Below are 21,134 nucleotides of genomic sequence, written 5' to 3'. Positions count from 1 at the left end.
CCTCAGGTCACAGCTCGAAGGATTCATGATGGATACGGCGGTCCGGGACCCCCGCGTCGTGCAGCGCCTCGTACGCGTGCTCGGTCAGGCCAGGGGGCCCGCACAGATAGACGTCGTGCTCGTCGATGTCGGGCAGCAGTGCCCGCAGCCGCTCCGCGCTGATCTCCGGGCGGGCCCCGTCCGGGCCGTTGACGGCGTACAGCAGCCGGGCGTCCCGCTCGGTCGCGATCTGCTTCAGCTCGCCCCACAGCGCCAGGTCCTCGACGGTCCGGGCGCGGTAGAGCAGGGTCAGGTCGCCGCGCTTGCCGGGCAGCGTCTCGAACAGGGCCCGGATCGGGGTGATGCCCGCTCCACCGGCGATCATCAGCACCTTGCCCTGGCTACGGCGGGACGCGGTCATCGCCCCGTACGGCCCCTCGGCCCACACCCTGGTCCCCGGCTTCAGGTCGGCGAGCCCCGTGCTGTGCCCGCCCACCGCCTTCACCGTGATCCGCAGCAGATTGGGCCGGGGAGGGGCGGACAGCGAGTACGGATGCGAACCCCACCGCAGCCCCGGGGCCAGGAACCGCCACCGGAAGAACTGCCCCGCCTCCGCGCCGATCCGGTGCAGCTTGCGCCCCTTGATGAGTACCGAGACGATCCCGGGCGCCTCCTGGACGACCGCCTCCACCCGCATCCGGTGCCGCAGGTTCAGCCGCAGCGGCACCAGCAGCCGGTACCAGATCGCCAGCGCGCTGACCGCGCCGTACAGCACGTACCACGCGGTCTGGGCCGTCATGTCGCCCACGAACTCCGCGCCGTTGCTGAGCTGGTGCCAGAAGACCAGGAAGACGGCCCCGTAGGTGAGCAGATGCAGGTAGTACCAGACCTCGTACGGAATCCTCCGGCGCACCATCCCGGCCGAGATCAGCCCGATCAGCACGAGCGTGACCGTGCCGACCGTCGCTTCGAGCATGTCGGGGAAGGTGAGCACCATGGTCTCGGTCTGCGCGACGAACGAGACCCCGGCCTGGGTCGCGTACCCCGCGATGATCAGGCCCACATGGGCGAGGATCAGGCACAGCGCGTACCGCCCGCTCATCGCGTGCCACCGCGACACCCGGTCCGACCCCACGCGCCGCTCCAGCGCGGGCACCCGCGCCATCTGGAGCACCACCAGAGCCAGGACGTACCCGGCGAGCAGCCCGCTGAGCCGACCGGCGCCGTTCAGCCAGGCGGCGTTGCCGGTGACGTTCGGGGTGTTCATCCACCACAACGACAGCACCGCGGCCGCCCCTGCCCAGCTCAACAGCACCAGCGGCACGGCGGGGGACCGCCGCGGCCGAATCTGGCGCAAGGCCAGCCGTCGACCGGCCCGGCTGTTCAATAGCGTCGTCACGGCCCGTCCCCTTCCTATGGGCTCCGGTGCACAGGGGTACGGCTGGGAGCGGGGGATGACTCAAAGGCCGATGAGATTCACAAGTTTGCGGTATTGATCACAGGTGGACCGACGCGGTGAGGCATCGCAGCGCGGCAACGGTAGTGGGGTGACGGCAGCAGGCTCCCGGGATCGACCGCTGCGCGCGATGATCTCGCTCACGTGCGGCGTCAGTGCCGACTGGCCGGAATCGTATGATCGCTGACCACGCCTTTCGTTGTAAGGAATCGCATGTCCATGCCGCCCCCGCCGCAGGGGAACCCGTACGCTTCCGCGCCGCCCCAGGGGAATCCGTACGCCGCCGCCCCGCCCCAGGCTCCGTACGGATATCCGCAGCCGGCACCCGGCCACAACCAGCCACACCCGATGCCCGGTTACGGCGCTCACGGCCAGCCGATGGGCGGGGTGCCGCAGCCGCCCACCTGCCGCATCTGCACGGCGTACCCGGCGGCCGAGGTCACCATCCGCGGACACATCGGCATGCTGCTGATGATGCGGTTCCAGAAGTGGGAGGGGCCGTTCTGCAAGACGTGCGGTACGGCGCTGCGCCGCACCTCGACGACCAACACGCTGTGGCAGGGCTGGTGGAGCCCGTTCTCCCTTTTCATCTTCAACCCGTACACGATCATCAACAACCTGGTGGTCCGCGGGAAGCTCAACAAACTCCCGGAGCCGGGACCCGCCACGCACGTGGCGCGCCCCGACCCCGGAAAGTCCGTGCTTGAGCGCCCGGCGTCCTACGTCGCGCTGCTGCCCATCCTCTGGTTCCTGTTCCTCATCGTCCGAGGCGGCTAGCCAACGCCTGACGCGCCAGCGCCAGACCCGCCACGGCGAAGGCCAGGGCCACCAGCAGCGCGCTCACCCAGACCGGCGAACGGTAGCCCAGGCCCGCGCCCAGGGTGAGCCCGCCCAGGGCCGGACCGACCGCCGCCCCCACGTTGAGGGCGGCGGTCGCGAACGAACCGCCCAGCGCGGGCGCTTCGGCCGCCGCGTAGAGCGCCCGCGTGATCAGCGTGGACCCGACGCCGAACGACAACATCCCCTGTACGAGGACCACCGCCACCGCCACCGCCGGACGGTCCGCGCCCGCCGACAGCAGCAGCCAGCCGCCGAGCAGCGCCGACCCGCCCGGCACCAGCACCAGCATCGGCCGCGCGTCGGACCACCGCCCGGCGACGGTCACCCCGGCGAACGACCCGAGCCCGAAGAGCGCCAGCACGGCCGGTACCCAGGCGTCCCCGAGGCCGCTCACGTTCGTGATGAGCGGCGTCAGATAGGTGAACGTGCAGAAGGTCGCGGCGTTCACCAGCATCCCCAGCCCCAGCGTCACCAGCAGCCGGGGGCTGCGCAGCGCCCGCAGCTCACCGCGTGCGCTGGGCGCCTCTACCGCTTCGGAACGCGGAACCGCCGGAACCGACCGCACGATGGCGAACAGGGCCGGTACGGAGACGAGCGCCACCGCCCAGAACGCCGAACGCCACCCCCAGACCTGCCCCAGCAGCGCACCGGCCGGAACCCCGGCGACACACGCGAGCGTCACCCCGCCCAGCAGCGCGGACGTGGCCCGCCCCTTTTCACTGGGCTCGACCATCCTGGTCGCCGTGGCGAGCCCCACGGCCAGGAACCCGGCATTGGCCAGCGCCCCCAGCACCCGGGTGGCCAGCAGCACGGCAAAGCTCGTGGTGAGCGCGCCGACGACATGGACGGCCATGAAGGCCGTCAGAAACACCAGCAGCGTGCGGCGCTGCGGCCAACGCATGCTGAGGAGCGCCATCAGGGGCGCCCCCACGATCATCCCCACGGCGAACGCCGACGTCAGCGCGCCCGCCGAGGGGATGGACACATGCAGATCGGTTGCGATGTCCGGCACCAGGCCGGACAGCATGAATTCGGATGTCCCCTGGGCGAAGACCGCCAGTCCGAGGACATAGATGGCATAAGGCACGAAGGCTCCACGCATCGGTTACCGCATGAGAAAGGAAGGACCGATGACCGGCAAGCCCGGTGGTGGCGGTTGGGGCATCAACGCCTCAACGCGGCATGGGTGAAGGCGCCACCGAACGACCGGTGGCTAGAGCCTGGATGCCTCGGGACTGGACATGGCGGTCACCCTAACAGCCACGGCCCGTCTGCTCGGCGCCACCTCTCAGTCCGTCCAGGGTGAGGTCGAGGAGACGTTCGGCCTGATCCCGCTGCTCAGGCTTGGCCGAGGTGAGGGCGATACCGGTGAGTGCGGCGAACATGTCGGTCGGGTTGATGTCGGGCCGGATCGTACCGGCCGCAGTGGCGGCGTCCATGAGGGAGGTAAGGGCGGTCTGGATCATCCGGTGGCTCTCGGCGTACGGGTTGGCGCCCGAACCGACGACGGCCTGGAGGGCGTCGGCCATGCCGAATTTGGCCGTGGCGTAATCCATGAAGTGCCGTGTCCACGCACGCAGGGCCTCATGTGGCGGCATGGCCGCCAGCAGGGCGGGGGCGGCATCGCACAACTGGGCCAGTTCATTGCGGTAAGCCGCCTCGATGAGGGCCTCACGCGTGGGGAAGTTGCGGTAGAGAGTGCCACTCCCGACGCCCGCCTCCTTGGCGATGCGCTCGAAGTGGGCGTCCAGCCCCTCTTCCGTGAAGACGCGCACCGCGGCGGCCAGGATCTTGTCCCGGTTGCGCTGCGCGTCAGCCCGCAGCGGGCGTCCTGAGCCTCGATCCATCAACGGCCGTCCCTTCGTTGCCACTTGCCAAGTGGAGGCGTCCCCACTTACGTTGAGCCTTAAGTGGGGGCGCCTCCACTTCCATTCTGGGGCACACGTATCGCTGCCCTCTTCCGGAAGGACCTTCCATCATGTCGGGAACAGCGGGCAAAGTCGTCGCCATCACGGGCGCGGGCAGCGGTATCGGTGAAGCCACCGCGCTCCTGCTCGCCGAACGCGGTGCCAAAGTCGTCCTGGGAGCGCGTCGTCCGGACCGCCTCGAAGCCTTGGCCGCCCGCATCAACGCGGCCGGTGGCGAGGCCGCCTGGGTCCGCACGGACGTGAAGCGGCGCGAAGACCTGGACGGCCTCGTCCGCGTGGCGCGCGAACGCTTCGGAAGGCTCGACGTCCTCGTCAGCAATGCGGGCGTCGGTTTGATCTCCCCCCTCGACGAACTCCGCGTCGAGGACTGGGAGGAGATGATCGACGTCAACCTGAAGGGCGTGCTGTACGGGATCGCGGCCGCGCTCCCCGTATTCCGCGCGCAGGGGTCCGGCCACTTCGTCAACACACTGTCCGTGGCGGGACTGACCATCAAACCGTTGATGTCGGTATACGCCGGCACGAAGAACGCCGTCCGCGCCGTTTCCGAGGGGCTGCGGCAGGAGGCCGGCGACGGCCTGCGGGTCACCGTCGTGTCGCCCGGCTTCGTCCGTACGGACTTCGCGGACCCGATGCCCTCGGAGGTGAGGACTCAGATCGTCGCGAAGATGGACGAGATCGGGCTCTCGCCGGACGCGGTGGCCCGCGCCATCGCGTTCGCCATCGAGCAGCCGGACGGTGTCGACGTGGGAGACATCGTCGTCCGCCCCACCGCCCAGGTCTGAGCCACCACTTTTTGCCCGCGGGCGCCTTTACGACACGCCCTGATCCGCCGTCGTGTGGGCGACGAACGCCGTCCATGCGGTGGGGGAGAAGGCGAGCTGAGGCCCCTGCTTGTCCTTGGAGTCCCGGATGTGGATGGTGTCCGGGCAGGCGGCGACCTCGACGCAGCCGCTGCCGTTTGCGCTGCGCGTGGACTTGTGCCAGGAGAGGGCGACCTCGACGCAGCTGTCGCCGTCGCCAGTGGAGTAGCTGCTCTTGAACCAGGCAAGCTCGGTGCTCATAGCGCTCCTCGGATCTGCCTCAGCAAGCTCACGGAGTCTTCAGGCGTAAGAGCCTGTGAGCGCAGTTTGGCATACCGCATCTGGAGAACGCTGACCTCTTTCGGGCCAGTGATCAACTGACCGCTTCGCTGACCTTCCAAGTAGCCGAACCACTGGTTGTCAGGGGTTTCCAGTAGCTGCATGGGACCTTCGAGCGACGCGTGCGCCTCTTGCACGAGCGGGATGATCTGAATCTCGACGTTTCGCAGCTCAGAGCACTTCAGTAAGTGGTCGATAAGCGCCTTCGTCACCTCGGCGCCGCCCGTGTGCCGTTCCAGTAACGCCTGCTCGAAGATGAAGCTGAACGCGGTGTTCGGCCTGTCCCAGAGCAGGCGTTGACGTTCTCGGCGCGCGGCGAGCCGCGTCTCGATCTCATCGTCCGTCAGCGGCGGGACCGTGCTATGAAACACCGCTTCTTCGTATGCCTCGTTCTGCAACAGACCAGGAATCAACCGGCACTCGTACGTACACAGGCTGATCGCCAACTCCTCCAGCGCGGCCCACTGCTTGAACCACGCCGCCAGCCCCGGCTTCCGCGCCAAATACTTCGCCGCCGCCCGCAGAGCCCCGAACGCGTCGAGCACGTCCTCCGCCCGATCGACGTACTCCCGCTGGGGGAACCGCCGCCCCTGTTCGATCGAGGCCAGGGTCTGGACCGAGTACCCGAGCAACGGGGCCAGTTGCTCCTGCGTGTACCCCGCGCGTTCTCGGAAGACCTTGACGATCGCCCCGAACATCTTGAGGCTGTCCGTGGACTCCGGCTCGTTGTTGCTGCCCGCGTTGTCCGCCATCTGCGGCCACCTCCGGTGGTGCCATCCGTACTGAACCTGACTATCGGCCCAACTCGGCCATGGTCACGGTCCGTTATTCGTACAGTCCACCACCTGTGCTCGTACAGTGACGCAGCGTACGAGAAGCTGATCTGGTCTGGTCATTCGGCGAACCGCAACGGTGACGCCATGTCAATCCCAGCGCATCCACGCACGACTTCCGACCGGTTCACCCACCGCTTCAGCTCCACCCGCCGTGGCGCCCGGCTCGCCCGGCTGCTCGTGCTCCAGCAACTCGACGCATGGGGATTTCCCTACCGCAGCGAGCCGTCCGACCTCATCGCCGCGATCGTCGCCGAACTGGCGGCCAACGCAGTCACCCACGGCCGCGTCCCGGGCCGGGACTTCGAGGTCCGGCTGACACGCACCGCTACCACCCTCCGCGTCGAGGTGGCGGACACCCGTACCGAGGACCGGCCGCCGGTCGATGGCGCACCGGTCGCGCCCCCGCCGGACTCCGAGACCGGCCGTGGCCTGCTGCTCGTCGCGGGCTTCGCCGCGCGCTGGGGCGTGGCGGAGCGGCGGGGTCCGGGCAAGACGGTGTGGGCGGAGATCGACCTCATTTGCCGTGGTGGAACTTGATCGGATAGGAGACCGTGGAGCGCGGCACCGGCTTCTTGGTGCCCTTCTTCTTGGCGTCCTTCTTCGCGTCGTCCTTCTGGAAGTGAACGGGGTACCGCCCCGTCTGGTGCGGCGTGGGCGACTTCCCGTTGCCCTTGTCGTCGCCGTCGTTGTGGCCGTTGATCCAGAGGACGCCCACCACGACCACGCCGAACACCAGCATCTGGTTCTTCTTGTCCGCCACCGACTCCCCTTCGGTCCGCAGATGAGCCACCCCCGCCCACAGTCATGGTGACACCACCGCACCTGCGCCGACCAGGCCCGGAAAAGTTCGGCGGGCATAAGCCGGACTGCTGGTGCAGGACTGTGCGCGTGGCTTGCCTGAGCGCGGCGACGGTCGGCTTGTCGCGATTCTTGGGCAGCCAGGCGAGGGCCGTCCGCCACGGCTCGAGGTCGACGACATCGACATAGGCGACGCCTGCGCGTGGGTAGAGTCGGCGGGCGCTCTCCGGCGGGAGCTGGATGCCCTTCCCCAGGGTGCGATCAGTATCAGCGCGCTCTCGTAGTCGGTCACCGCGTCGGGCGTGTAGCGCACGGCGATGCCTTCGGGGCGGGGGTCGACCGACCAGAAGTCGCGCCACACCGCGGGGATGTCCGGACTCCAGCCGATGTGCTCGTGATCGGACAGGTCGGAGAGGCGCAGCGGCCCTTCGGACGCCAGCGGGTCGCTGCTGGACATCGCCGCGCACCGCGCACCGTGGGCCAGGGGGTAGGTCTGGATGCCCTCGGGTACGGGGAGGAAGACGAACGACGCGTCCACATCGCCGCGGAAGATCGCGGCGGGGGAGTCGAAGCCGGTCCGCAGGACCTGAACGTCCACCTCCGGTATGAGCCTGTGGAGTTCGTCCATGATGGCGGGGATGGGGGCCATGGAGGTGACGGCCTCGAAGGAGCCGATCACCATCCGCCCGGCGGCGGCCTGATGCCGCGCCGAGCTGTGCAGCCGCTCGGCCGCGTCCACGACCTCACGTATCCGGGGCAGCAGAGTCCGTCCGACGTCGGTGAGTTCCGTCCTGCGGGTGGTGCGGGCGACCAGCTCCGCTCCCAACTGACGCTCCAGCGCCTGGATGTGGCGTGAGAACGTCGGCTGGGCCAGGTAGGCGCGCCGTGCCGCGTGGCCGAAATGCAACTCCTCTGCCAGTAACAGGAAGAGCCGCAGCTGGCGTATGCCCGGATAGTTCGTGCCCTCCGTATCCGCCATGGCAGTCACGCTATCAATCCGCTCCGGACCCGCAGGATCGTCGTCTTGCCCGGGCGCGTCGGCACTCGGACGGCACGGCACGGCATAGCGGGGTGGCGGCAGCGACGACGGTGACACGTCTTAAAGCGGGCTCGGTTCGCCCGAGGGATCCGGCCAGAGCTGGAGGAGGAAACGCTCGACGCCGTGCGGTGTCAGAGGCTGCTGAGGAGTGTCAGGCGCTCGGCGCTGGTGGAGCCCTGGTCGGCGTAGTAGACGACGATCAGCTGGCGGACTTGCGGGCGCACCATCTTCTCGTAGCGCAGGTCGAGTTCGCCGACGAGCGGGTGGTTGAGCCGGGTGTGGCCGGTGTCGCGGCGGCGGACCTCGCGGCGGGTCCACAGGGTGCTGAACCGCTCGCTGGCGACGGTGAGTTCGCCGATGGTCTCCAGCAGCTCCGGGTCGGCGTCGTCGACGTCGATCACGGCGCGCAGGCCGGAGACGGCCTGGGCGGTCATGTCGTCCCACTGCGGGTACAGGCTGCGCATCTCGGGTTCGAGGAAGGCGGCCCGCAGCGGGTTGTGGCCCACGGCGAAGAAGGGGCACAGGAGCACGGCCAGCCGGTTCGCGGCGACGACTCGCCGTTCCCTCGGCCGTGATCGCCCCCAAGGAAGAGGTCGCCACCCACGCGGTGGGCAACGCCGAGGGCGATCTGGCCGAGGAGAAGCTGAAGGTCGGCGTGATCAACACCGACGGGTCGGTGGCGGCGGTCCGGGCCGTCGCGTTGACGAAACATACGGGCCAGTGCATACTTATGCCAGTCAGTGCATGAACCGTAAGGAGATACCCGTGACCGAGCGCGTCGTACTCGCCTACTCCGGCGGCCTGGACACCTCCGTCGCCATCGGCTGGATCGCCGAGGAGGCGGGCGCCGAGGTCATCGCCGTCGCCGTGGATGTCGGCCAGGGCGGTGAGGACCTGGACGTCATCCGCAAGCGCGCGCTCGCCTGTGGGGCGGTCGAGGCGGAGGTCGCGGACGCCAAGGACGAATTCGCCGACGAGTACTGCCTCCCGGCGATCAAGGCGAACGCTCTGTACATGGACCGCTACCCGCTGGTCTCGGCGCTCTCCCGGCCCACCATCGTCAAGCACCTCGTCGCCGCCGCCAAGAAGCACGGCGCCACGACCGTCGCCCACGGCTGCACCGGCAAGGGCAACGACCAGGTGCGGTTCGAGGCGGGCATCTCCTCCCTCGCGCCCGACCTGAAGTGCATCGCCCCGGTCCGTGACTACGCCATGACGCGGGACAAGGCCATCGCATTCTGCGAGGCGAAGAGCCTGCCGATCGCGACCACCAAGAAGTCCCCGTACTCGATCGACCAGAACGTCTTCGGGCGGGCCGTCGAGACCGGCTTCCTGGAGGACATCTGGAACGCGCCGATCGAGGACGTGTACGAGTACACCTCGAACCCGGCCACCCAGCGGGACGCCGACGAGGTCATCATCACCTTCAAGGCCGGCGTCCCGGTGGCCATCGACGGCCAGCCCGTGACCGTCCTGCAGGCCATCCAGCAGCTCAACGAGCGGGCCGGCGCGCAGGGCATCGGGCGGATCGACATGGTCGAGGACCGGCTGGTCGGCATCAAGTCCCGGGAGATCTACGAGGCCCCCGGCGCCATCGCGCTGATCACCGCCCACCAGGAGCTGGAGAACGTCACCGTCGAGCGCGAGCTGGCCCGCTACAAGCGGCAGGTCGAGCAGCGGTGGAGCGAGCTGGTCTACGACGGTCTGTGGTTCTCGCCCCTCAAGCGGGCGCTTGACGGCTTCATCGCCGAGGCGAACGAGCACGTCACCGGCGAGATCCGGATGACCCTCCACGGCGGCCGGGCCGTCGTCACCGGCCGGAAGTCGGAGCAGTCGCTGTACGACTTCAACCTGGCGACCTACGACACGGGCGACACCTTCGACCAGTCGCTGTCCAAGGGCTTCATCGAGCTGTTCGGGATGTCCAGCAAGATCGCCGCGAAGCGCGACCTGCAGCAGTAGGCCGCAGTAGTCTGCGTAGTCACACAGCACCACACCGCCTTCCCGCCCCCGTGGCGGGAAGGCGGTGGTTTAACACTCACCACCACAGCCTTGAGGAGCAACAGCGTGAGCAACGGCAACAGCGGCGACGTCCGGCTCTGGGGCGGCCGCTTCGCCGACGGGCCGGCCGAGGCACTGGAGAAGCTCAGCGCGTCGGTGCACTTCGACTGGCGTCTGGCGCCGTACGACATCGCCGGCTCCCGCGCCCACGCCCGGGTGCTCCACGCGGCCGACCTGCTGACCGCCGACGAGCTGGAGCGGATGCTGGCCGGGCTCGACCGGCTGGAGGCCGACGTCGCCTCCGGCGACTTCACCGGCACCATCGCCGACGAGGACGTGCACACCGCGCTGGAGCGCGGACTGCTGGAGCGGCTCGGCCCCGACCTCGGCGGCAAGCTGCGCGCCGGGCGGTCCCGGAACGACCAGATCGCCACCCTCTTCCGGATGTACCTGCGCGACCACGCCCGGATCATCGGCGGCCTGATCGCCGACCTCCAGGAGGCCCTGGTCGGGCTCGCCGAGGCGCACCCGGACGTCGCGATGCCGGGCCGCACCCACCTCCAGCACGCCCAGCCGGTGCTCTTCGCCCACCACGTCCTCGCCCATGTCCAGGCGATGTCGCGGAACGCGGAGCGGCTGCGGCAGTGGGACGAGCGGACGGCCGTCTCGCCGTACGGATCGGGCGCGCTGGCCGGGTCCTCGCTCGGCCTCGACCCTCAGGCCGTCGCCGCCGACCTGGGCTTCGAGGGCGGCTCGGCCGCCAACTCGCTCGACGGCACGGCGGCCCGCGACTTCGCCGCCGAGTTCGGCTTCATCACCGCGATGATCGGCATCGACCTGTCGCGGATCGCCGAGGAGATCATCATCTGGAACACGAAGGAGTTCTCCTTCGTGACCCTCCACGACGCCTTCTCCACCGGCTCGTCGATCATGCCGCAGAAGAAGAACCCGGACATCGCCGAGCTGGCCCGCGGCAAGTCGGGTCGGCTCATCGGCAACCTCACCGGGCTGCTGGCCACGCTGAAGGCCCTGCCGCTCGCGTACAACCGCGACCTCCAGGAGGACAAGGAGCCGGTCTTCGACTCCTGCGACCAGCTGGAGGTCCTGCTTCCGGCCTTCACCGGGATGATGGCGACGCTGACCGTCAACCGGGAGCGGATGGAGGAGCTGGCCCCCGCCGGGTTCTCGCTGGCGACGGACATCGCCGAGTGGCTGGTCCGGCAGGGCGTGCCCTTCCGGGTGGCGCACGAGGTCGCGGGCGCCTGCGTCAAGGAGTGCGAGCTGACCGGGATCGAGCTGGATCAGCTGACCGACGAGCAGTTCGCGAAGATCTCCCCGCATCTGACCCCAGAGGTGCGTGGCGTGCTGAACGTGCCGGGCGCGCTGGCCTCGCGCAGCGGGCGCGGCGGTACGGCCCCGGAGGCCGTGGCCGCGCAGCTGGCCGAGGTCAAGACGGACCTGGCCGCGCAGCGCGCGTGGGCGGAAGCGAAGCGCTGATGTCCGGCTCCCTCACCGAGGCGGCCACCGCCACGCCGGTGTCCCGTATCGGGCTCGGCCTGGCGGCGGTCGGCCGCCCCGGCTACATCAATCTCGGCCGGGACCGGGACCTCCCGGCCGAGCGCACCGTCGAGGCGATGCGGCGCCGCTCGCACGACCTGCTGGACGCCGCCTACGCGGCGGGCGTGCGCTACCTGGACGCGGCCCGCTCCTACGGGCGGGCCGAGGAGTTCCTCGCCGACTGGCTGCGCGCCCGGCCGGACGCGGCGGGGGACGTGGTGGTCGGCAGCAAGTGGGGCTACACGTATGTGGCCGACTGGCGCATGGACGCCGAGACCCATGAGGTCAAGGACCACTCGGTGGCGACGTACGAGCGCCAGCGCGAGGAGAGCCAAGCGCTCCTCGGCGACCACCTGCACCTCTACCAGATCCACTCCGTGACCCCGGACAGCCCCGCCCTCACCGACCCCGCCCTCCACGCCCGGCTGGCCCGGCTCGCGGCCGAGGGCGTCACGGTCGGCATCTCCACCAGCGGCCCGGCGCAGGGTGACGCGATCCGGGCGGCGCTGGAGGTGGAGGCCGATGGGCTTCCGCTGTTCCGTACGGTGCAGAGCACGTACAACCTGCTGGAGCCGTCGGCCGGGGCGGCGCTGGCGGAGGCGCACGCGGCGGGGCGGACCGTGATCGTCAAGGAGGCCATGGCCAATGGCCGCCTGGCCGCGCTCGACCAGGCCCCGCCGTCGCTCCGCCGGGCGGTGGAGGAGACCGGCGCCACGCCGGACGCCATCGCCCTCGCGGCCGTGTTGCGGCACCCGTGGGTGACCGTGGCCCTGTCGGGCGCGGCGACGGAGGCCCAGCTCCGCTCCAACCTGGCCGCGGCGTCGCTCCGTCTGCCTGCGCTCGACGATCTGGCGGAGCCTCCGGAAGCGTACTGGCGGCGCCGCTCGTCCCTCCCCTGGTCCTGACCGGGGTCTAGTCCCCCACCCCGCCCCTTCCCGAAACCGGGGGCAAGCCCCCGGCCCCCGCCGGGGCTCCGCCCCGGACCCCGCTCCTCAAACGCCGGAGGGGCTGGATTATGACCCGTTGTGGGCAATCGTTCCGCGAGGGGGCACCTCCCAGCGGTAGCTGGGGGAGGAACGGGTGGGCACAACCCGGCCACCGGCCCGCACCCGGCCATGAAACCCCAGGGGGCAACGCCCCAGCCCGGACCCGGCCACCGGGCCGCACTCGGGTCTGGGGCGGAGCCCCAGCGGGGGCCGGGGCGGAGCCCCGGTTCGGGAGGAAGGGGCGGGGGTGGGGGGAAGGTCCGGCGCAGCCGCTACGCGTCGTCCGGCGGCGGCAGCTGGCCAAGGAAGCGGCCCACCGCCCACGCGTACTCCTTCGGCGCTTCGTCGTGGATCCAGTGCCCGCACCCGGCAAACTCCCGCAGCGTGGTGTGCGGCCGCCGCCGCGCCATCTCCCGGGCGTGGCCGGGAGGCAGCAGGGAGCTGTGTTCGCCGTGCATCAGCAATGCCGGACACACGGACCCGAGCCACTCCGACCAGAAGTCGCCCCGCATCGCCTCCTGGGAGGCCATCATGTGGGCCGGTTCGAACAGCAGTCGCCACCCGCCCGTCGCCCGGTCCCGCTCCGCGCTCTCGAGGAAGTGCGAGGCGTCCGGGATGCCCCGGGACTCGATCTGGGTGCGCAGGGACTCGCGGTCGGCGGCCCAGGTCGGCCAGCCGGTGACGTCGAGCACGGGGTGGGCGACCACCGGACGGTCCGTTACGGCGCCGATGTCCTCGATGACGAGGGCGCTCACCAGCTCCGGGTGGCGCGCGGCGAGGGCGTACGCGGCGACCGCGCCCGTGGAGTGGGCGACGACCGGCACCGGGCCGGGGCGCAGCTCGTCCAGCAGCGCGGCGGCGTCGGCGACGTACTCGTCCAGGGTGAACGGCCCCCCGCCCCCGGTCAGCCCGTGTCCGCGCTGGTCGAGCGCTATCACCCGGTACGCGGGGGCCAGGGCGGCGGCCAGCGGCGCGTACATCCGGCCGCGGCCGAAGTGCCCGTGCAGGGCGAGGACCGGGGTTCCCGGCCCGCCGAAGTCGGTGAGGGCGAACCGCCGACCGCGCAGCGAGACGAAGTCGGGGGAAGGCACGGTCGTTGTCGTCACCCGCGGCACGGTAGTGGCCGTCCCCGGCGTGAGACCAGTGTGCCGGGGCGCCCTACCGACGGTGACAGGACAATGACCGGAACAGCAAGAAAGAGGGCGGAAGCTGACACTCCGATGTCGGCTTCCGCCCGCTTCACGCTCGTCTGGGACCTCAGGCCGCGGCTTTCGCCTTCGTGGCGTAGATGTCCACGTACTCCTGACCGGACAGCCGCATGACCTCGCTCATGACCTCGTCGGTCACCGCCCGCAGCACATACCGGTCGCGGTCCATGCCCTCGTAGCGGGTGAACTCCAGCGGTTCACCGAACCGCACCGCCACCCGCCCGGGCCGCGGCAGCCCCTTGCCGCCCGGCTGGAGCCGGTCGGTGCCGATCATCGCGAACGGCACCACCGGCGCGCCGGTCATCAACGTGAGCCGGGCGATGCCGGTGCGGCCGCGGTAGAGGCGGCCGTCGGGGGAGCGGGTGCCCTCGGGGTAGATGCCGAAGACCCTGCCCTCCTCCAGCACCCGGCGGCCGGTCATCAGCGCGGCGACGCCGCCGTGCCCGCCGTCCCGGTCGACCGGGATCATGCCGACGCCGGTGAAGAACCAGGCCATCAGGCGGCCCTTGAGGCCCTTGCCGGTCACGTACTCGTCCTTGCCGATGAAGAAGACCTGACGGTCACAGACGAGCGGCAGGATCACGGAGTCGATGAAGGTGAGGTGGTTCCCGGCGAGGATCACCGGACCGGAGCCGGGAATGCGCTCCGCGCCCTCGACCCGTGGACGGAACATGAGGCGCATCAGCGGACCGAGTACTGCCTTCAGGAACACGAAACGGGACAACGGGCCCTCCGGTCGGGGTCAAGGTCGGGGGCGCTCGCCGTACGGCCCGTCAACCAGGTACCGCATGCATACGCCGATGAGGACAATACTCGCCGGTCATGTCGCGACGCACACCGGATTCACCCACCTGATACGCAGTGTTGACACCCGTTTCCCACGCGTTTCGCCGCAGGTCTCCCGTAGATAAGGCGTACCCACCTACCATCAGCCCGTCCTCTGACAGGAATTGACGGTGCTGGACACCAGAGCGAGGAGTGCTCATGGAGCGCGAACAGCGCGAGCAGAAGCCCGGGCGGCGCGCCCTTCTGGGGGCCGCGGCCCTCGGCGCGGGAGCGGTGGCCCTGGGCGGCGCGGGCACGGCAGCCGCCGCCGAGACGGGCACCGCGACGGCGAACGGGCCGGTGCGCGGGCTGCCGGTGCCGACCGTGATCGGCCACCGCGGCGCGTCCGGCTACCGCCCCGAGCACACGCTCGGCTCGTACCAGCTCGCACTGGACATGGGCGCGGACATCGTCGAGCAGGACCTCGTCCCCACCAAGGACGGGCATCTGGTGTGCCGTCACGAGAACGACATCACGGCCACCACCGACGTCTCCGCCCACCCGGAGTTCGCCGACCGCAAGACCACCAAGACGGTCGACGGCACCAAGCTGACCGGCTGGTTCACCGAGGACTTCACGCTGGCCGAGCTGAAGACGCTGCGCGCCAAGGAGCGCATCCCCGGCACCCGCCAGCGCAACACCCTCTACGACGGCCGCTGGGAGGTGCCCACCTTCGAAGAGGTGCTCCAGTGGGCCGACCGCGAGGGCCGCAAGCGGGGCCGCAAGGTCTGGCTGTACGTCGAGACCAAGCACCCCACCTACTTCCGCAAGCTGGGCCTCGGCCTGGAGGAGCGGGTCGCCAAGCTGCTCCGCCGTTACGGACGCCACACGAAGGACGCCGCGCTCTTCCTCCAGTCCTTCGAGCCGAGCAGCATCCAGCGGCTGCGCAAGCTGGTCGGCACCCCGGCGGTCGTGCTGCTGTCCACCATCACCAGCCGTCCCTGGGACTTCGTCGAGGCGAACGACCCGCGGACGGTCGCGGACCTCGTCAAGCCCGAGGGCCTGAAGTGGATCGCGAGCTACGCCCAGGGCATCGGCCCCGACCTGTCGGTGATCATCCCGCGCACGTCCGACGGCAAGCTCGGCACCCCGACCAGCGTGGTCAAGGACGCGCACGCGGCCGGGCTCGTCCTGCACCCGTACACCATGCGCAACGAGAACTCCTTCCTGCCGGCCGACTTCCGGCGCGGCACCGACGCCAACGCGTACGGGGACGCCTTCGGCGCCTTCAAGGCGTACCTCGACACCGGCATCGACGGGATCTTCTCCGACAACCCGGACACCGCCCTGCTCGCGGCGGCGGACTTCCGCAAGTAATGAGGTGACGGAAGGCGGTGGGCCGCGTCAAGGCACGGCCCCCCACCTCCCCGGTCGGGTGAGAGACCCGCGGCCCGGCAACCGCCGCCGAGCGCGCCACGTCCCGCCCGGCATGGAGCTTGTGGAGCAACTGCGTCCGCTGCTCGCCGCCGAGGCGGCGGCCGAGGCGTACGGCGCGGGCGTCGAGCCCGCCGAGCTGGAGCAGGCCGTCTGGCTGCGGCTGCTGGAGCGCACCCGCGACAGCGGCCCGCCGCCCCAGCCCGCGCGCTGGCTGCGCCACGCGGTCCGGGCCGAGGTGCGCGGCGCCCGGCGCCGGGCGCGCCGTGAGGTTCCGTACGACCCGGTGGGCGACGGCCCGCCCAGCGGACCCGAACCCCGCCCCGCCGAGCACGCCGCGCTCACCGCCGAGACCGGGCGCGTGCTGCGCGCCGCGGTGCGTCGGCTGCCCGGCCGCTGTCCGAGGCTGCTCGGGGCGATGCTGTCCCGCTCCGATCTGACATATCGCGAGATCGCGGGTGAGTTGGGTATCTCACAGGGCAGTCTCGGCCCGGTACGTTCCCGATGTCTGGGTTGCCTGCGCAGAATGCTCACCGCGGAGGTTGCGGCTCCTGAACCGTGGGGAAAGGAGCGTTAGACAATCGGCGCCCAGGAGGCGGCCACAACCACGTGGCGCCTCCTATCCAGGCAATGAACCCCGGTCGCCCCTACCCTCAGGCGGCCGGCGGACCGAGAAAAGGGGAGGCATGCGCACATGGGCATGAGCGTGACCATCTCCGCGGCGACCGCGGACGACGCCGAGCAGATCCTCAAGCTGCAGTACCTGTGTTATCAGGGTGAGGCCGAGCTCTACGGGGACTACTCCATCGAGCCGCTGACGCAGACGCTCGACGACCTGCGCGCCGAACTGGGCGAGGGCTGTGTGCTGGTGGCCCGGCTCGGCGAGGAGGTCGTCGGCTCGGTCCGGGGCGCCGTCGACGACAAGGGCACGGCCGCCATCGGCAAGCTCATCGTCCACCCGCGGATGCAGCGGCACGGGCTCGGCGGGCGCCTGCTCGCGGCGATCGAGGCGCAGCTGGCGGAGGGGCGCGCCGCCAAGCGCTACCGGCTGGCGACGGGCCACCGCAGTGACGGCAACCTGCGGCTGTACCGCAAGTACGGGTACGCGCAGGTCGGCACCGAAGAGGTCAACCGCCGCCTGAGCGTGGTCACCCTGGAGAAGGACGCCTCCAGGTCGGCCTTCGCCGCGAGCGCGTAACGCCTGCGGAGAGCGGAGCCCCTACCCCGCCCCTTCCCGAACCCGGGGGCTCCGCCCCGGGCCCCCCACCGGGGCTCCGCCCCGGACCCCGGTCCTCAAACGCCGGACGGGCTGGATTCCCGGCGCGCCCGGGAGGGGGCCGGGGGGCGAAGCCCCCGGAACGGGGTCCGGGGCGGAGCCCCGGCGGGTCCAGGGCTTGCCCATGGTTCGGGAAGGGGCGGGGTGGGGAATCAACCGTCCCTGCGCGCGCGGCGCAGCCACAGCAGGCCCGTCACCGGCAGGAAGATCGGGATGAAGAGGTAGCCCATCCCGTAGTCCGACCACACCGTCTGGTCGGGAAAGGCCGAGGGGTCGGCCAGGGTCCAGGTGCCGACCGTCAGCACACCCAGCAGCTCCGCCCCGCAGCACACCATGGCCGCCTTACGCGCACCCTCCCCGCCCCGCACCAACGAGACCGTGATGAAGGCGTACACCACGGCGGAGACCGCCGAGAGGATGTACGCGAGCGGCGCCTCGTCGAACTGCGCGATCAGCTGGTAGAGCGAGCGCGACGCCGCGGCCACCGTGAACACCCCGTAGAGCATCACCAGCAGCCGCCCCGGCCCCTGCCCGAGCCCCGTACGCCCACGTTCCGCCGACTCAGCCACCCACGCCTCCCCAGATGTCGTACAGCCGTACCTCCAGCACCGCCAGCACCACGGCCGCCGCCGCGACCGTCGCCGAGCCCCAGCGGGTCCGCTCCGCCAGCGACATGAACGCCGCGATCGGCACGGCCAGCGCCGAGCCGACCAGATAGGCGAGGAAGATCGCCACGCCCTGCTCGGGGTCGTCGCCCCGGGCCAGCCGCACGATGCCGATGACCAGCTGGACGATCGCCAGCAGGGACACCACGGCCATGCCGATGAAGTGCCAGTCCTTGGTGGGCTGGTCGCGGTAGGCGGCGAAACCGCACCACGCGGCGAGCGCGAGCGCGGCCGCACCGAGCACGGCGGTGAGCAGGTCGATCAACGGGACCTCCGCCAGCGGAGCCGCCGCGCGGTGCGGTCCCGCACACAGGGGGTGACAAGCATGGGACGACTGTAATCGGCCCGAATGACCGCGTTGCGATCGGCCCCGTACGCTGCGCCTCATGAAGATCACCGCTGACGCCCTCCTGTTCGACAACGACGGAACCCTCGTCTCCTCCATGGAGTCCGTGGTCCGCTGCTGGACCCGCTGGGCCGCGGAGTACGGCGTGACGGAGGAGTTCGCCCGGGTCGAGCTGCACGGCCGCCCGGCGACCGACATCATCGGCGATCTGCTCCCCGCCGACCGCGTCGCGGAGGCCCGCCGGCGCATCGACGAGCTGGAGGTCGAGGACGTCCCGGGCGGGGTGCGGCTGCTGCCCGGCACCCTCGATCTGCTGGCCGGGCTGCCCGAGGAGCGCTGGGCCGTGGTGACCTCCGCGGGCCGCGCGCTGGCCGAGGCGCGGCTCGCCGAGGCCGGGATACGCCCGGGGCTGCTGATCACCGCGGACGACATCACCCGCGGCAAGCCGGACCCCGAGCCGTTCCTGCTGGCCGCCGGGAAGCTGGGCGCCGATCCGGCCCGCTGTGTGGTGTTCGAGGACGCCCCGGCCGGGCTCGCCGCCGCTCGGGCCGCCGGGATGCGGACCGTGGCGTTGACCACAACGACCAGCCGGGACGAGCTGGCGGAGCTGAACCCCGACATCGTGGTGGAGGACCTGTCGGCCGTGTCGGCACGGGCCGTCGACGGGGGAGTGGAGATCGTCGCGGGGGAGTGACCTTGAACGGAAACAATCCACATCTGTCCACGAGGTGGTCATTTATGTCCGCCATGCGGACATCGTTGATCGGCTCGTCAGGGTCTCTGGTTTACTGGCGGCCATGACCACGACGAGCTGCCGCACCCCTGCGACCGAGGCGATGACGACGCCCGGTGCTCGTTGTCGGTGTCGAATGTGTGACCGCTGAGGGCCCCTGCCCGAGCCTCGCGCCCCGAAGCGAGACCCGCTGAGCCATGTCCGCGCGCCCATGCGCGCGGACCCGGCCTGCCCCGCGTCACCGGACCCCGAGCCGCGCCGCGCCCCACCACCGCGCGCCCGCCCTCGGCCCGCCCGCGCCGCTTCCGTAAGGAATGAACCGTGCCCGGCGGCACAACCGCCTGCACTCAACAGTGACGGAAACCCTGTGATCACCACTACGGACCTGACAAAGGTCTACCGCTCACGAGGCCGCGAGGTCACCGCCCTCGACGGCGTCGATCTGCATGTCCGCGAGGGTGAGGTGTACGGCGTCGTCGGTCAGAGCGGCGCCGGGAAGTCCACCCTCATCCGCTGCGTCAACCTCCTGGAGCGCCCCACCTCCGGCACGGTCACCGTGGCCGGCCAGGACCTCACCGCACTGGCGGGCCGGGGGCGGGGGGCACCTCCCAGCGGTAGCTGGGGGAGTGCCGGGTCCGCGCTGCGCCAGGCGCGCAGCCGGATCGGCATGGTGTTCCAGCACTTCAACCTGCTCTCCTCGCGCACGGTGCGCGACAACGTCGAGCTGCCGCTGGAGATCCTCGGCGTCTCCGGCAAGGAGCGCACCCGCAAGGCCCTGGATCTGCTGGACCTGGTCGGCCTCGCCGACAAGGCCAAGGCGTACCCGGCGCAGCTGTCCGGCGGTCAGAAGCAGCGCGTCGGCATCGCCCGCGCGCTCGCGGGCGACCCGAAGGTGCTGCTGTCCGACGAGGCGACCTCCGCGCTCGACCCCGAGACCACCCGCTCGATCCTCCAGCTGCTGCGCGACCTCAACCGGCAGCTGGGCCTGACCGTGCTGCTGATCACGCACGAGATGGACGTCGTCAAGACGATCTGCGACTCGGCCGCGCTGATGAGCGACGGCCGGATCGTGGAGTCCGGCAAGGTCACCGACCTGCTGGCCACCCCCGGCTCCCGGCTGGCGCAGGAGCTGTTCCCGGTCGGCGGGGTGCCCTCGGCCGAGGACCGCACGGTCGTGGACGTGACGTTCCAGGGCGAGGCGGCGACCAAGCCGGTGATCTCCCAGCTGTCCCGTACGTACAACATCGACATCTCGATCCTCGGCGCCGCGATGGACACCGTCAGCGGCAACCAGGTCGGCCGAATGCGCATCGAGCTGCCCGGCCCCTTCGAGGAGAACGTCGTGCCGATCGGCTTCCTGCGGGAGCAGGGCCTTCACGTTGATGTAGCAGACGTGGCCGATGTGGATGCGGCGAAGACCGCCGTGCTCAAGGAGGGCGCCAAGTGACCTGGTCCGAGATGCAGCCCCTGTTGCAGCAGGCCTGTCTGGAGACGCTCTGGATGGTCGGCTGGTCGGCCGCCATCGCGATCATCGGCGGGCTGCCGCTCGGTGTGCTGCTGGTGCTCACCGACCGGGGCGGCGTGCTGCCGAACGTGGTCGTGAACAAGGTCGTCGGCCAGGTGGTCAACGTCGCGCGCTCGATGCCGTTCATCATCCTCATGGTCGCGCTGATCTCCTTCACCCGCGCGATCGTGGGCACCACCATCGGCCCCGCGGCCGCGATCGTGCCGCTCGCGATCGGCGCCATCCCCTTCTTCGCCCGGCTCGTGGAGACCGCGGTGCGCGAGGTCGACGCCGGGCTGGTGGAGGCCGTGCAGGCGATGGGCGGCTCCACCTGGACCGTCGTACGCAAGGTCCTGCTGCCCGAGTCGCTGCCGTCGCTGATCTCCAGCGCGACCACGACGATCGTCGCGCTCATCGGCTACTCGGCGATGGCCGGCACGGTCGGCGCGGGCGGGCTGGGCGACCTCGCCGTCCGCTACGGCTACCAGCGGTTCGAGACCCAGCTGATGTGGGTCACCGTGGCCATCCTCGCGGTGGTGATCTCCGTCATCCAGTTCGCGGGTGACCTCGCCGCCCGCGCGCTCTCCCACCGCGGCCTCGCCGCCAAGACCTCCTGACACCCCATCTCCTGAAAGGCACTT

General features: G+C 70.6%; 25 protein-coding genes. 13 read left to right on the top strand and 12 right to left on the bottom strand.

The features are described from left to right. Nucleotides 1-7: 7 nt before the first annotated feature. On the bottom strand, nt 8-1,378 hold the full coding sequence (locus tag ACH4SI_RS06145) for a ferric reductase-like transmembrane domain-containing protein (protein ID WP_398293121.1): 1,371 nt from the start codon (nt 1,376-1,378) through the stop codon (nt 8-10). Nucleotides 1,379-1,648: 270 nt separating this feature from the next. Between ACH4SI_RS06145 and ACH4SI_RS06140 the strand changes: the two genes are divergently transcribed. After that, complete coding sequence (locus tag ACH4SI_RS06140) at nt 1,649-2,212, top strand: hypothetical protein (protein WP_398293119.1); 564 nt, start codon at nt 1,649-1,651, stop codon at nt 2,210-2,212. On the opposite strand, the gene ACH4SI_RS06135 is transcribed toward ACH4SI_RS06140, so the two are convergent. Together ACH4SI_RS06135 and ACH4SI_RS06130 are read right to left on the bottom strand one after the other, a co-directional pair. Then, nucleotides 2,193-3,362 (bottom strand): Cmx/CmrA family chloramphenicol efflux MFS transporter, encoded by a 1,170-nt coding sequence (locus ACH4SI_RS06135; RefSeq protein WP_398293117.1) that lies wholly within the window; start codon nt 3,360-3,362, stop codon nt 2,193-2,195. The two genes, ACH4SI_RS06140 and ACH4SI_RS06135, sit on opposite strands and share 20 nt — an antisense overlap. 166 nt (nt 3,363-3,528) lie before the next feature. Beyond that, a complete protein-coding gene (locus tag ACH4SI_RS06130; protein ID WP_398293115.1) occupies nt 3,529-4,122 on the bottom strand; it encodes a TetR/AcrR family transcriptional regulator in 594 nt (197 codons plus the stop codon). A 131-nt stretch (nt 4,123-4,253) separates the two neighbouring features. Here ACH4SI_RS06130 and ACH4SI_RS06125 point away from each other — a divergent pair, with 131 nt between their 5' ends. Continuing rightward, nucleotides 4,254-4,988 carry an SDR family oxidoreductase gene (locus tag ACH4SI_RS06125; protein WP_398293113.1) on the top strand — a complete coding sequence of 245 codons (735 nt, stop codon included), beginning with the start codon at nt 4,254-4,256 and terminating at the stop codon, nt 4,986-4,988. Between the two features lie 27 nt (nt 4,989-5,015). Here ACH4SI_RS06125 and ACH4SI_RS06120 read toward each other — a convergent pair whose 3' ends face one another. After that, nucleotides 5,016-5,267 carry a DUF397 domain-containing protein gene (locus ACH4SI_RS06120; protein WP_398293111.1) on the bottom strand — a complete coding sequence of 84 codons (252 nt, stop codon included), beginning with the start codon at nt 5,265-5,267 and terminating at the stop codon, nt 5,016-5,018. Further along, the gene (locus tag ACH4SI_RS06115; RefSeq protein WP_398293109.1) at nt 5,264-6,097 is read right to left on the bottom strand and encodes a Scr1 family TA system antitoxin-like transcriptional regulator; all 834 of its coding nucleotides are present in this window, start codon (nt 6,095-6,097) and stop codon (nt 5,264-5,266) included. Before ACH4SI_RS06115 ends, ACH4SI_RS06120 begins: the two co-directional genes overlap by 4 nt. A 168-nt stretch (nt 6,098-6,265) precedes the next feature. Here ACH4SI_RS06115 and ACH4SI_RS06110 point away from each other — a divergent pair, with 168 nt between their 5' ends. Further along, the gene (locus tag ACH4SI_RS06110) at nt 6,266-6,718 is read left to right on the top strand and encodes an ATP-binding protein (protein WP_398293107.1); all 453 of its coding nucleotides are present in this window, start codon (nt 6,266-6,268) and stop codon (nt 6,716-6,718) included. On the opposite strand, the gene ACH4SI_RS06105 is transcribed toward ACH4SI_RS06110, so the two are convergent. From ACH4SI_RS06105 to ACH4SI_RS06095, 3 genes are all read right to left on the bottom strand, one after another. Beyond that, nucleotides 6,696-6,971, bottom strand: coding sequence for a hypothetical protein (locus tag ACH4SI_RS06105; protein WP_398293105.1), 276 nt, complete (start codon nt 6,969-6,971; stop codon nt 6,696-6,698). The genes ACH4SI_RS06110 and ACH4SI_RS06105 overlap by 23 nt on opposite strands. A gap of 12 nt (nt 6,972-6,983) precedes the next feature. Then, the gene (locus ACH4SI_RS06100; protein ID WP_398293103.1) at nt 6,984-7,958 is read right to left on the bottom strand and encodes a LysR family transcriptional regulator; all 975 of its coding nucleotides are present in this window, start codon (nt 7,956-7,958) and stop codon (nt 6,984-6,986) included. Nucleotides 7,959-8,149: 191 nt separating this feature from the next. Beyond that, nucleotides 8,150-8,548 (bottom strand): hypothetical protein, encoded by a 399-nt coding sequence (locus tag ACH4SI_RS06095; RefSeq protein ID WP_398293101.1) that lies wholly within the window; start codon nt 8,546-8,548, stop codon nt 8,150-8,152. A gap of 41 nt (nt 8,549-8,589) precedes the next feature. Between ACH4SI_RS06095 and ACH4SI_RS06090 the strand changes: the two genes are divergently transcribed. The 4 genes from ACH4SI_RS06090 to ACH4SI_RS06075 all read left to right on the top strand — a co-directional run bounded on the left by ACH4SI_RS06090 (nt 8,590) and on the right by ACH4SI_RS06075 (nt 12,481). Continuing rightward, nucleotides 8,590-8,766, top strand: coding sequence for a hypothetical protein (locus tag ACH4SI_RS06090; RefSeq protein ID WP_398293099.1), 177 nt, complete (start codon nt 8,590-8,592; stop codon nt 8,764-8,766). Between the two features lie 17 nt (nt 8,767-8,783). Then, nucleotides 8,784-9,980, top strand: coding sequence for an argininosuccinate synthase (locus ACH4SI_RS06085; RefSeq protein WP_398293097.1), 1,197 nt, complete (start codon nt 8,784-8,786; stop codon nt 9,978-9,980). 105 nt (nt 9,981-10,085) lie between these two features. Next, the gene (gene argH / locus ACH4SI_RS06080) at nt 10,086-11,516 is read left to right on the top strand and encodes an argininosuccinate lyase (RefSeq protein WP_398293094.1); all 1,431 of its coding nucleotides are present in this window, start codon (nt 10,086-10,088) and stop codon (nt 11,514-11,516) included. Further along, a complete protein-coding gene (locus ACH4SI_RS06075) occupies nt 11,516-12,481 on the top strand; it encodes an aldo/keto reductase (protein WP_398293092.1) in 966 nt (321 codons plus the stop codon). The genes argH and ACH4SI_RS06075 overlap by 1 nt, the downstream gene beginning before the upstream one ends. A gap of 353 nt (nt 12,482-12,834) precedes the next feature. Here the strand turns inward: ACH4SI_RS06075 and ACH4SI_RS06070 are convergent, their stop codons facing one another. Further along, the gene (locus ACH4SI_RS06070) at nt 12,835-13,668 is read right to left on the bottom strand and encodes an alpha/beta fold hydrolase (RefSeq protein WP_398293090.1); all 834 of its coding nucleotides are present in this window, start codon (nt 13,666-13,668) and stop codon (nt 12,835-12,837) included. A 151-nt stretch (nt 13,669-13,819) separates the two neighbouring features. Further along, entirely contained in the window at nt 13,820-14,494 is a 675-nt protein-coding gene (locus ACH4SI_RS06065) for a lysophospholipid acyltransferase family protein (RefSeq protein ID WP_398293088.1), read from the bottom strand. Nucleotides 14,495-14,754: 260 nt separating this feature from the next. Here ACH4SI_RS06065 and ACH4SI_RS06060 point away from each other — a divergent pair, with 260 nt between their 5' ends. The 3 genes from ACH4SI_RS06060 to ACH4SI_RS06050 all read left to right on the top strand — a co-directional run bounded on the left by ACH4SI_RS06060 (nt 14,755) and on the right by ACH4SI_RS06050 (nt 17,167). Further along, nucleotides 14,755-15,912 carry a glycerophosphodiester phosphodiesterase gene (locus ACH4SI_RS06060; RefSeq protein ID WP_398293086.1) on the top strand — a complete coding sequence of 386 codons (1,158 nt, stop codon included), beginning with the start codon at nt 14,755-14,757 and terminating at the stop codon, nt 15,910-15,912. A 112-nt stretch (nt 15,913-16,024) separates the two neighbouring features. Further along, complete coding sequence (locus ACH4SI_RS06055; RefSeq protein WP_398293084.1) at nt 16,025-16,546, top strand: sigma-70 family RNA polymerase sigma factor; 522 nt, start codon at nt 16,025-16,027, stop codon at nt 16,544-16,546. A gap of 117 nt (nt 16,547-16,663) precedes the next feature. Next, on the top strand, nt 16,664-17,167 hold the full coding sequence (locus ACH4SI_RS06050) for a GNAT family N-acetyltransferase (RefSeq protein ID WP_398293080.1): 504 nt from the start codon (nt 16,664-16,666) through the stop codon (nt 17,165-17,167). Nucleotides 17,168-17,397: 230 nt separating this feature from the next. Here the strand turns inward: ACH4SI_RS06050 and ACH4SI_RS06045 are convergent, their stop codons facing one another. Further along, nucleotides 17,398-17,814: a hypothetical protein gene (locus ACH4SI_RS06045; protein WP_398293078.1), complete on the bottom strand. Its 417-nt coding sequence runs from the start codon at nt 17,812-17,814 to the stop codon at nt 17,398-17,400. Continuing rightward, complete coding sequence (locus ACH4SI_RS06040; RefSeq protein ID WP_398293075.1) at nt 17,807-18,175, bottom strand: hypothetical protein; 369 nt, start codon at nt 18,173-18,175, stop codon at nt 17,807-17,809. Before ACH4SI_RS06040 ends, ACH4SI_RS06045 begins: the two co-directional genes overlap by 8 nt. 121 nt (nt 18,176-18,296) lie before the next feature. Here ACH4SI_RS06040 and ACH4SI_RS06035 point away from each other — a divergent pair, with 121 nt between their 5' ends. The 3 genes from ACH4SI_RS06035 (at nt 18,297) to ACH4SI_RS06025 (ending at nt 21,110) form a co-directional block, all read left to right on the top strand. Further along, a complete protein-coding gene (locus ACH4SI_RS06035; RefSeq protein WP_398293073.1) occupies nt 18,297-18,950 on the top strand; it encodes an HAD-IA family hydrolase in 654 nt (217 codons plus the stop codon). Nucleotides 18,951-19,356: 406 nt separating this feature from the next. Then, on the top strand, nt 19,357-20,436 hold the full coding sequence (locus tag ACH4SI_RS06030) for a methionine ABC transporter ATP-binding protein (RefSeq protein WP_398293071.1): 1,080 nt from the start codon (nt 19,357-19,359) through the stop codon (nt 20,434-20,436). Then, on the top strand, nt 20,433-21,110 hold the full coding sequence (locus ACH4SI_RS06025) for a methionine ABC transporter permease (protein WP_398293068.1): 678 nt from the start codon (nt 20,433-20,435) through the stop codon (nt 21,108-21,110). The genes ACH4SI_RS06030 and ACH4SI_RS06025 overlap by 4 nt, the downstream gene beginning before the upstream one ends. Nucleotides 21,111-21,134: the final 24 nt, after the last annotated feature.

This window comes from Streptomyces sp. NPDC021212 (assembly GCF_044332925.1).
Taxonomy (GTDB): Bacteria; Actinomycetota; Actinomycetes; order Streptomycetales; family Streptomycetaceae; genus Streptomyces.
The sequence above is the reverse complement of the archived record's forward strand: the minus strand, read 5'-3'. Positions and strand labels throughout refer to the sequence as shown.

Excerpts from the sequence above, each read along its gene's own strand:
- ACH4SI_RS06055 (WP_398293084.1), top strand. The coding sequence starts at position 16,025 with ATGGAGCTTGTGGAGCAACTGCGTCCGCTGCTCGCCGCCGAGGCGGCG.
- ACH4SI_RS06050 (WP_398293080.1), top strand. The coding sequence starts at position 16,664 with ATGGGCATGAGCGTGACCATCTCCGCGGCGACCGCGGACGACGCCGAG.
- ACH4SI_RS06035 (WP_398293073.1), top strand. The coding sequence starts at position 18,297 with ATGAAGATCACCGCTGACGCCCTCCTGTTCGACAACGACGGAACCCTC.
- ACH4SI_RS06110 (WP_398293107.1), top strand. The coding sequence starts at position 6,266 with ATGTCAATCCCAGCGCATCCACGCACGACTTCCGACCGGTTCACCCAC.
- ACH4SI_RS06115 (WP_398293109.1), bottom strand. The coding sequence starts at position 6,097 with ATGGCGGACAACGCGGGCAGCAACAACGAGCCGGAGTCCACGGACAGC.
- ACH4SI_RS06100 (WP_398293103.1), bottom strand. The coding sequence starts at position 7,958 with ATGGCGGATACGGAGGGCACGAACTATCCGGGCATACGCCAGCTGCGG.
- ACH4SI_RS06140 (WP_398293119.1), top strand. The coding sequence starts at position 1,649 with ATGTCCATGCCGCCCCCGCCGCAGGGGAACCCGTACGCTTCCGCGCCG.
- ACH4SI_RS06075 (WP_398293092.1), top strand. The coding sequence starts at position 11,516 with ATGTCCGGCTCCCTCACCGAGGCGGCCACCGCCACGCCGGTGTCCCGT.
- ACH4SI_RS06060 (WP_398293086.1), top strand. The coding sequence starts at position 14,755 with ATGGAGCGCGAACAGCGCGAGCAGAAGCCCGGGCGGCGCGCCCTTCTG.
- ACH4SI_RS06120 (WP_398293111.1), bottom strand. The coding sequence starts at position 5,267 with ATGAGCACCGAGCTTGCCTGGTTCAAGAGCAGCTACTCCACTGGCGAC.
- ACH4SI_RS06130 (WP_398293115.1), bottom strand. The coding sequence starts at position 4,122 with ATGGATCGAGGCTCAGGACGCCCGCTGCGGGCTGACGCGCAGCGCAAC.
- ACH4SI_RS06125 (WP_398293113.1), top strand. The coding sequence starts at position 4,254 with ATGTCGGGAACAGCGGGCAAAGTCGTCGCCATCACGGGCGCGGGCAGC.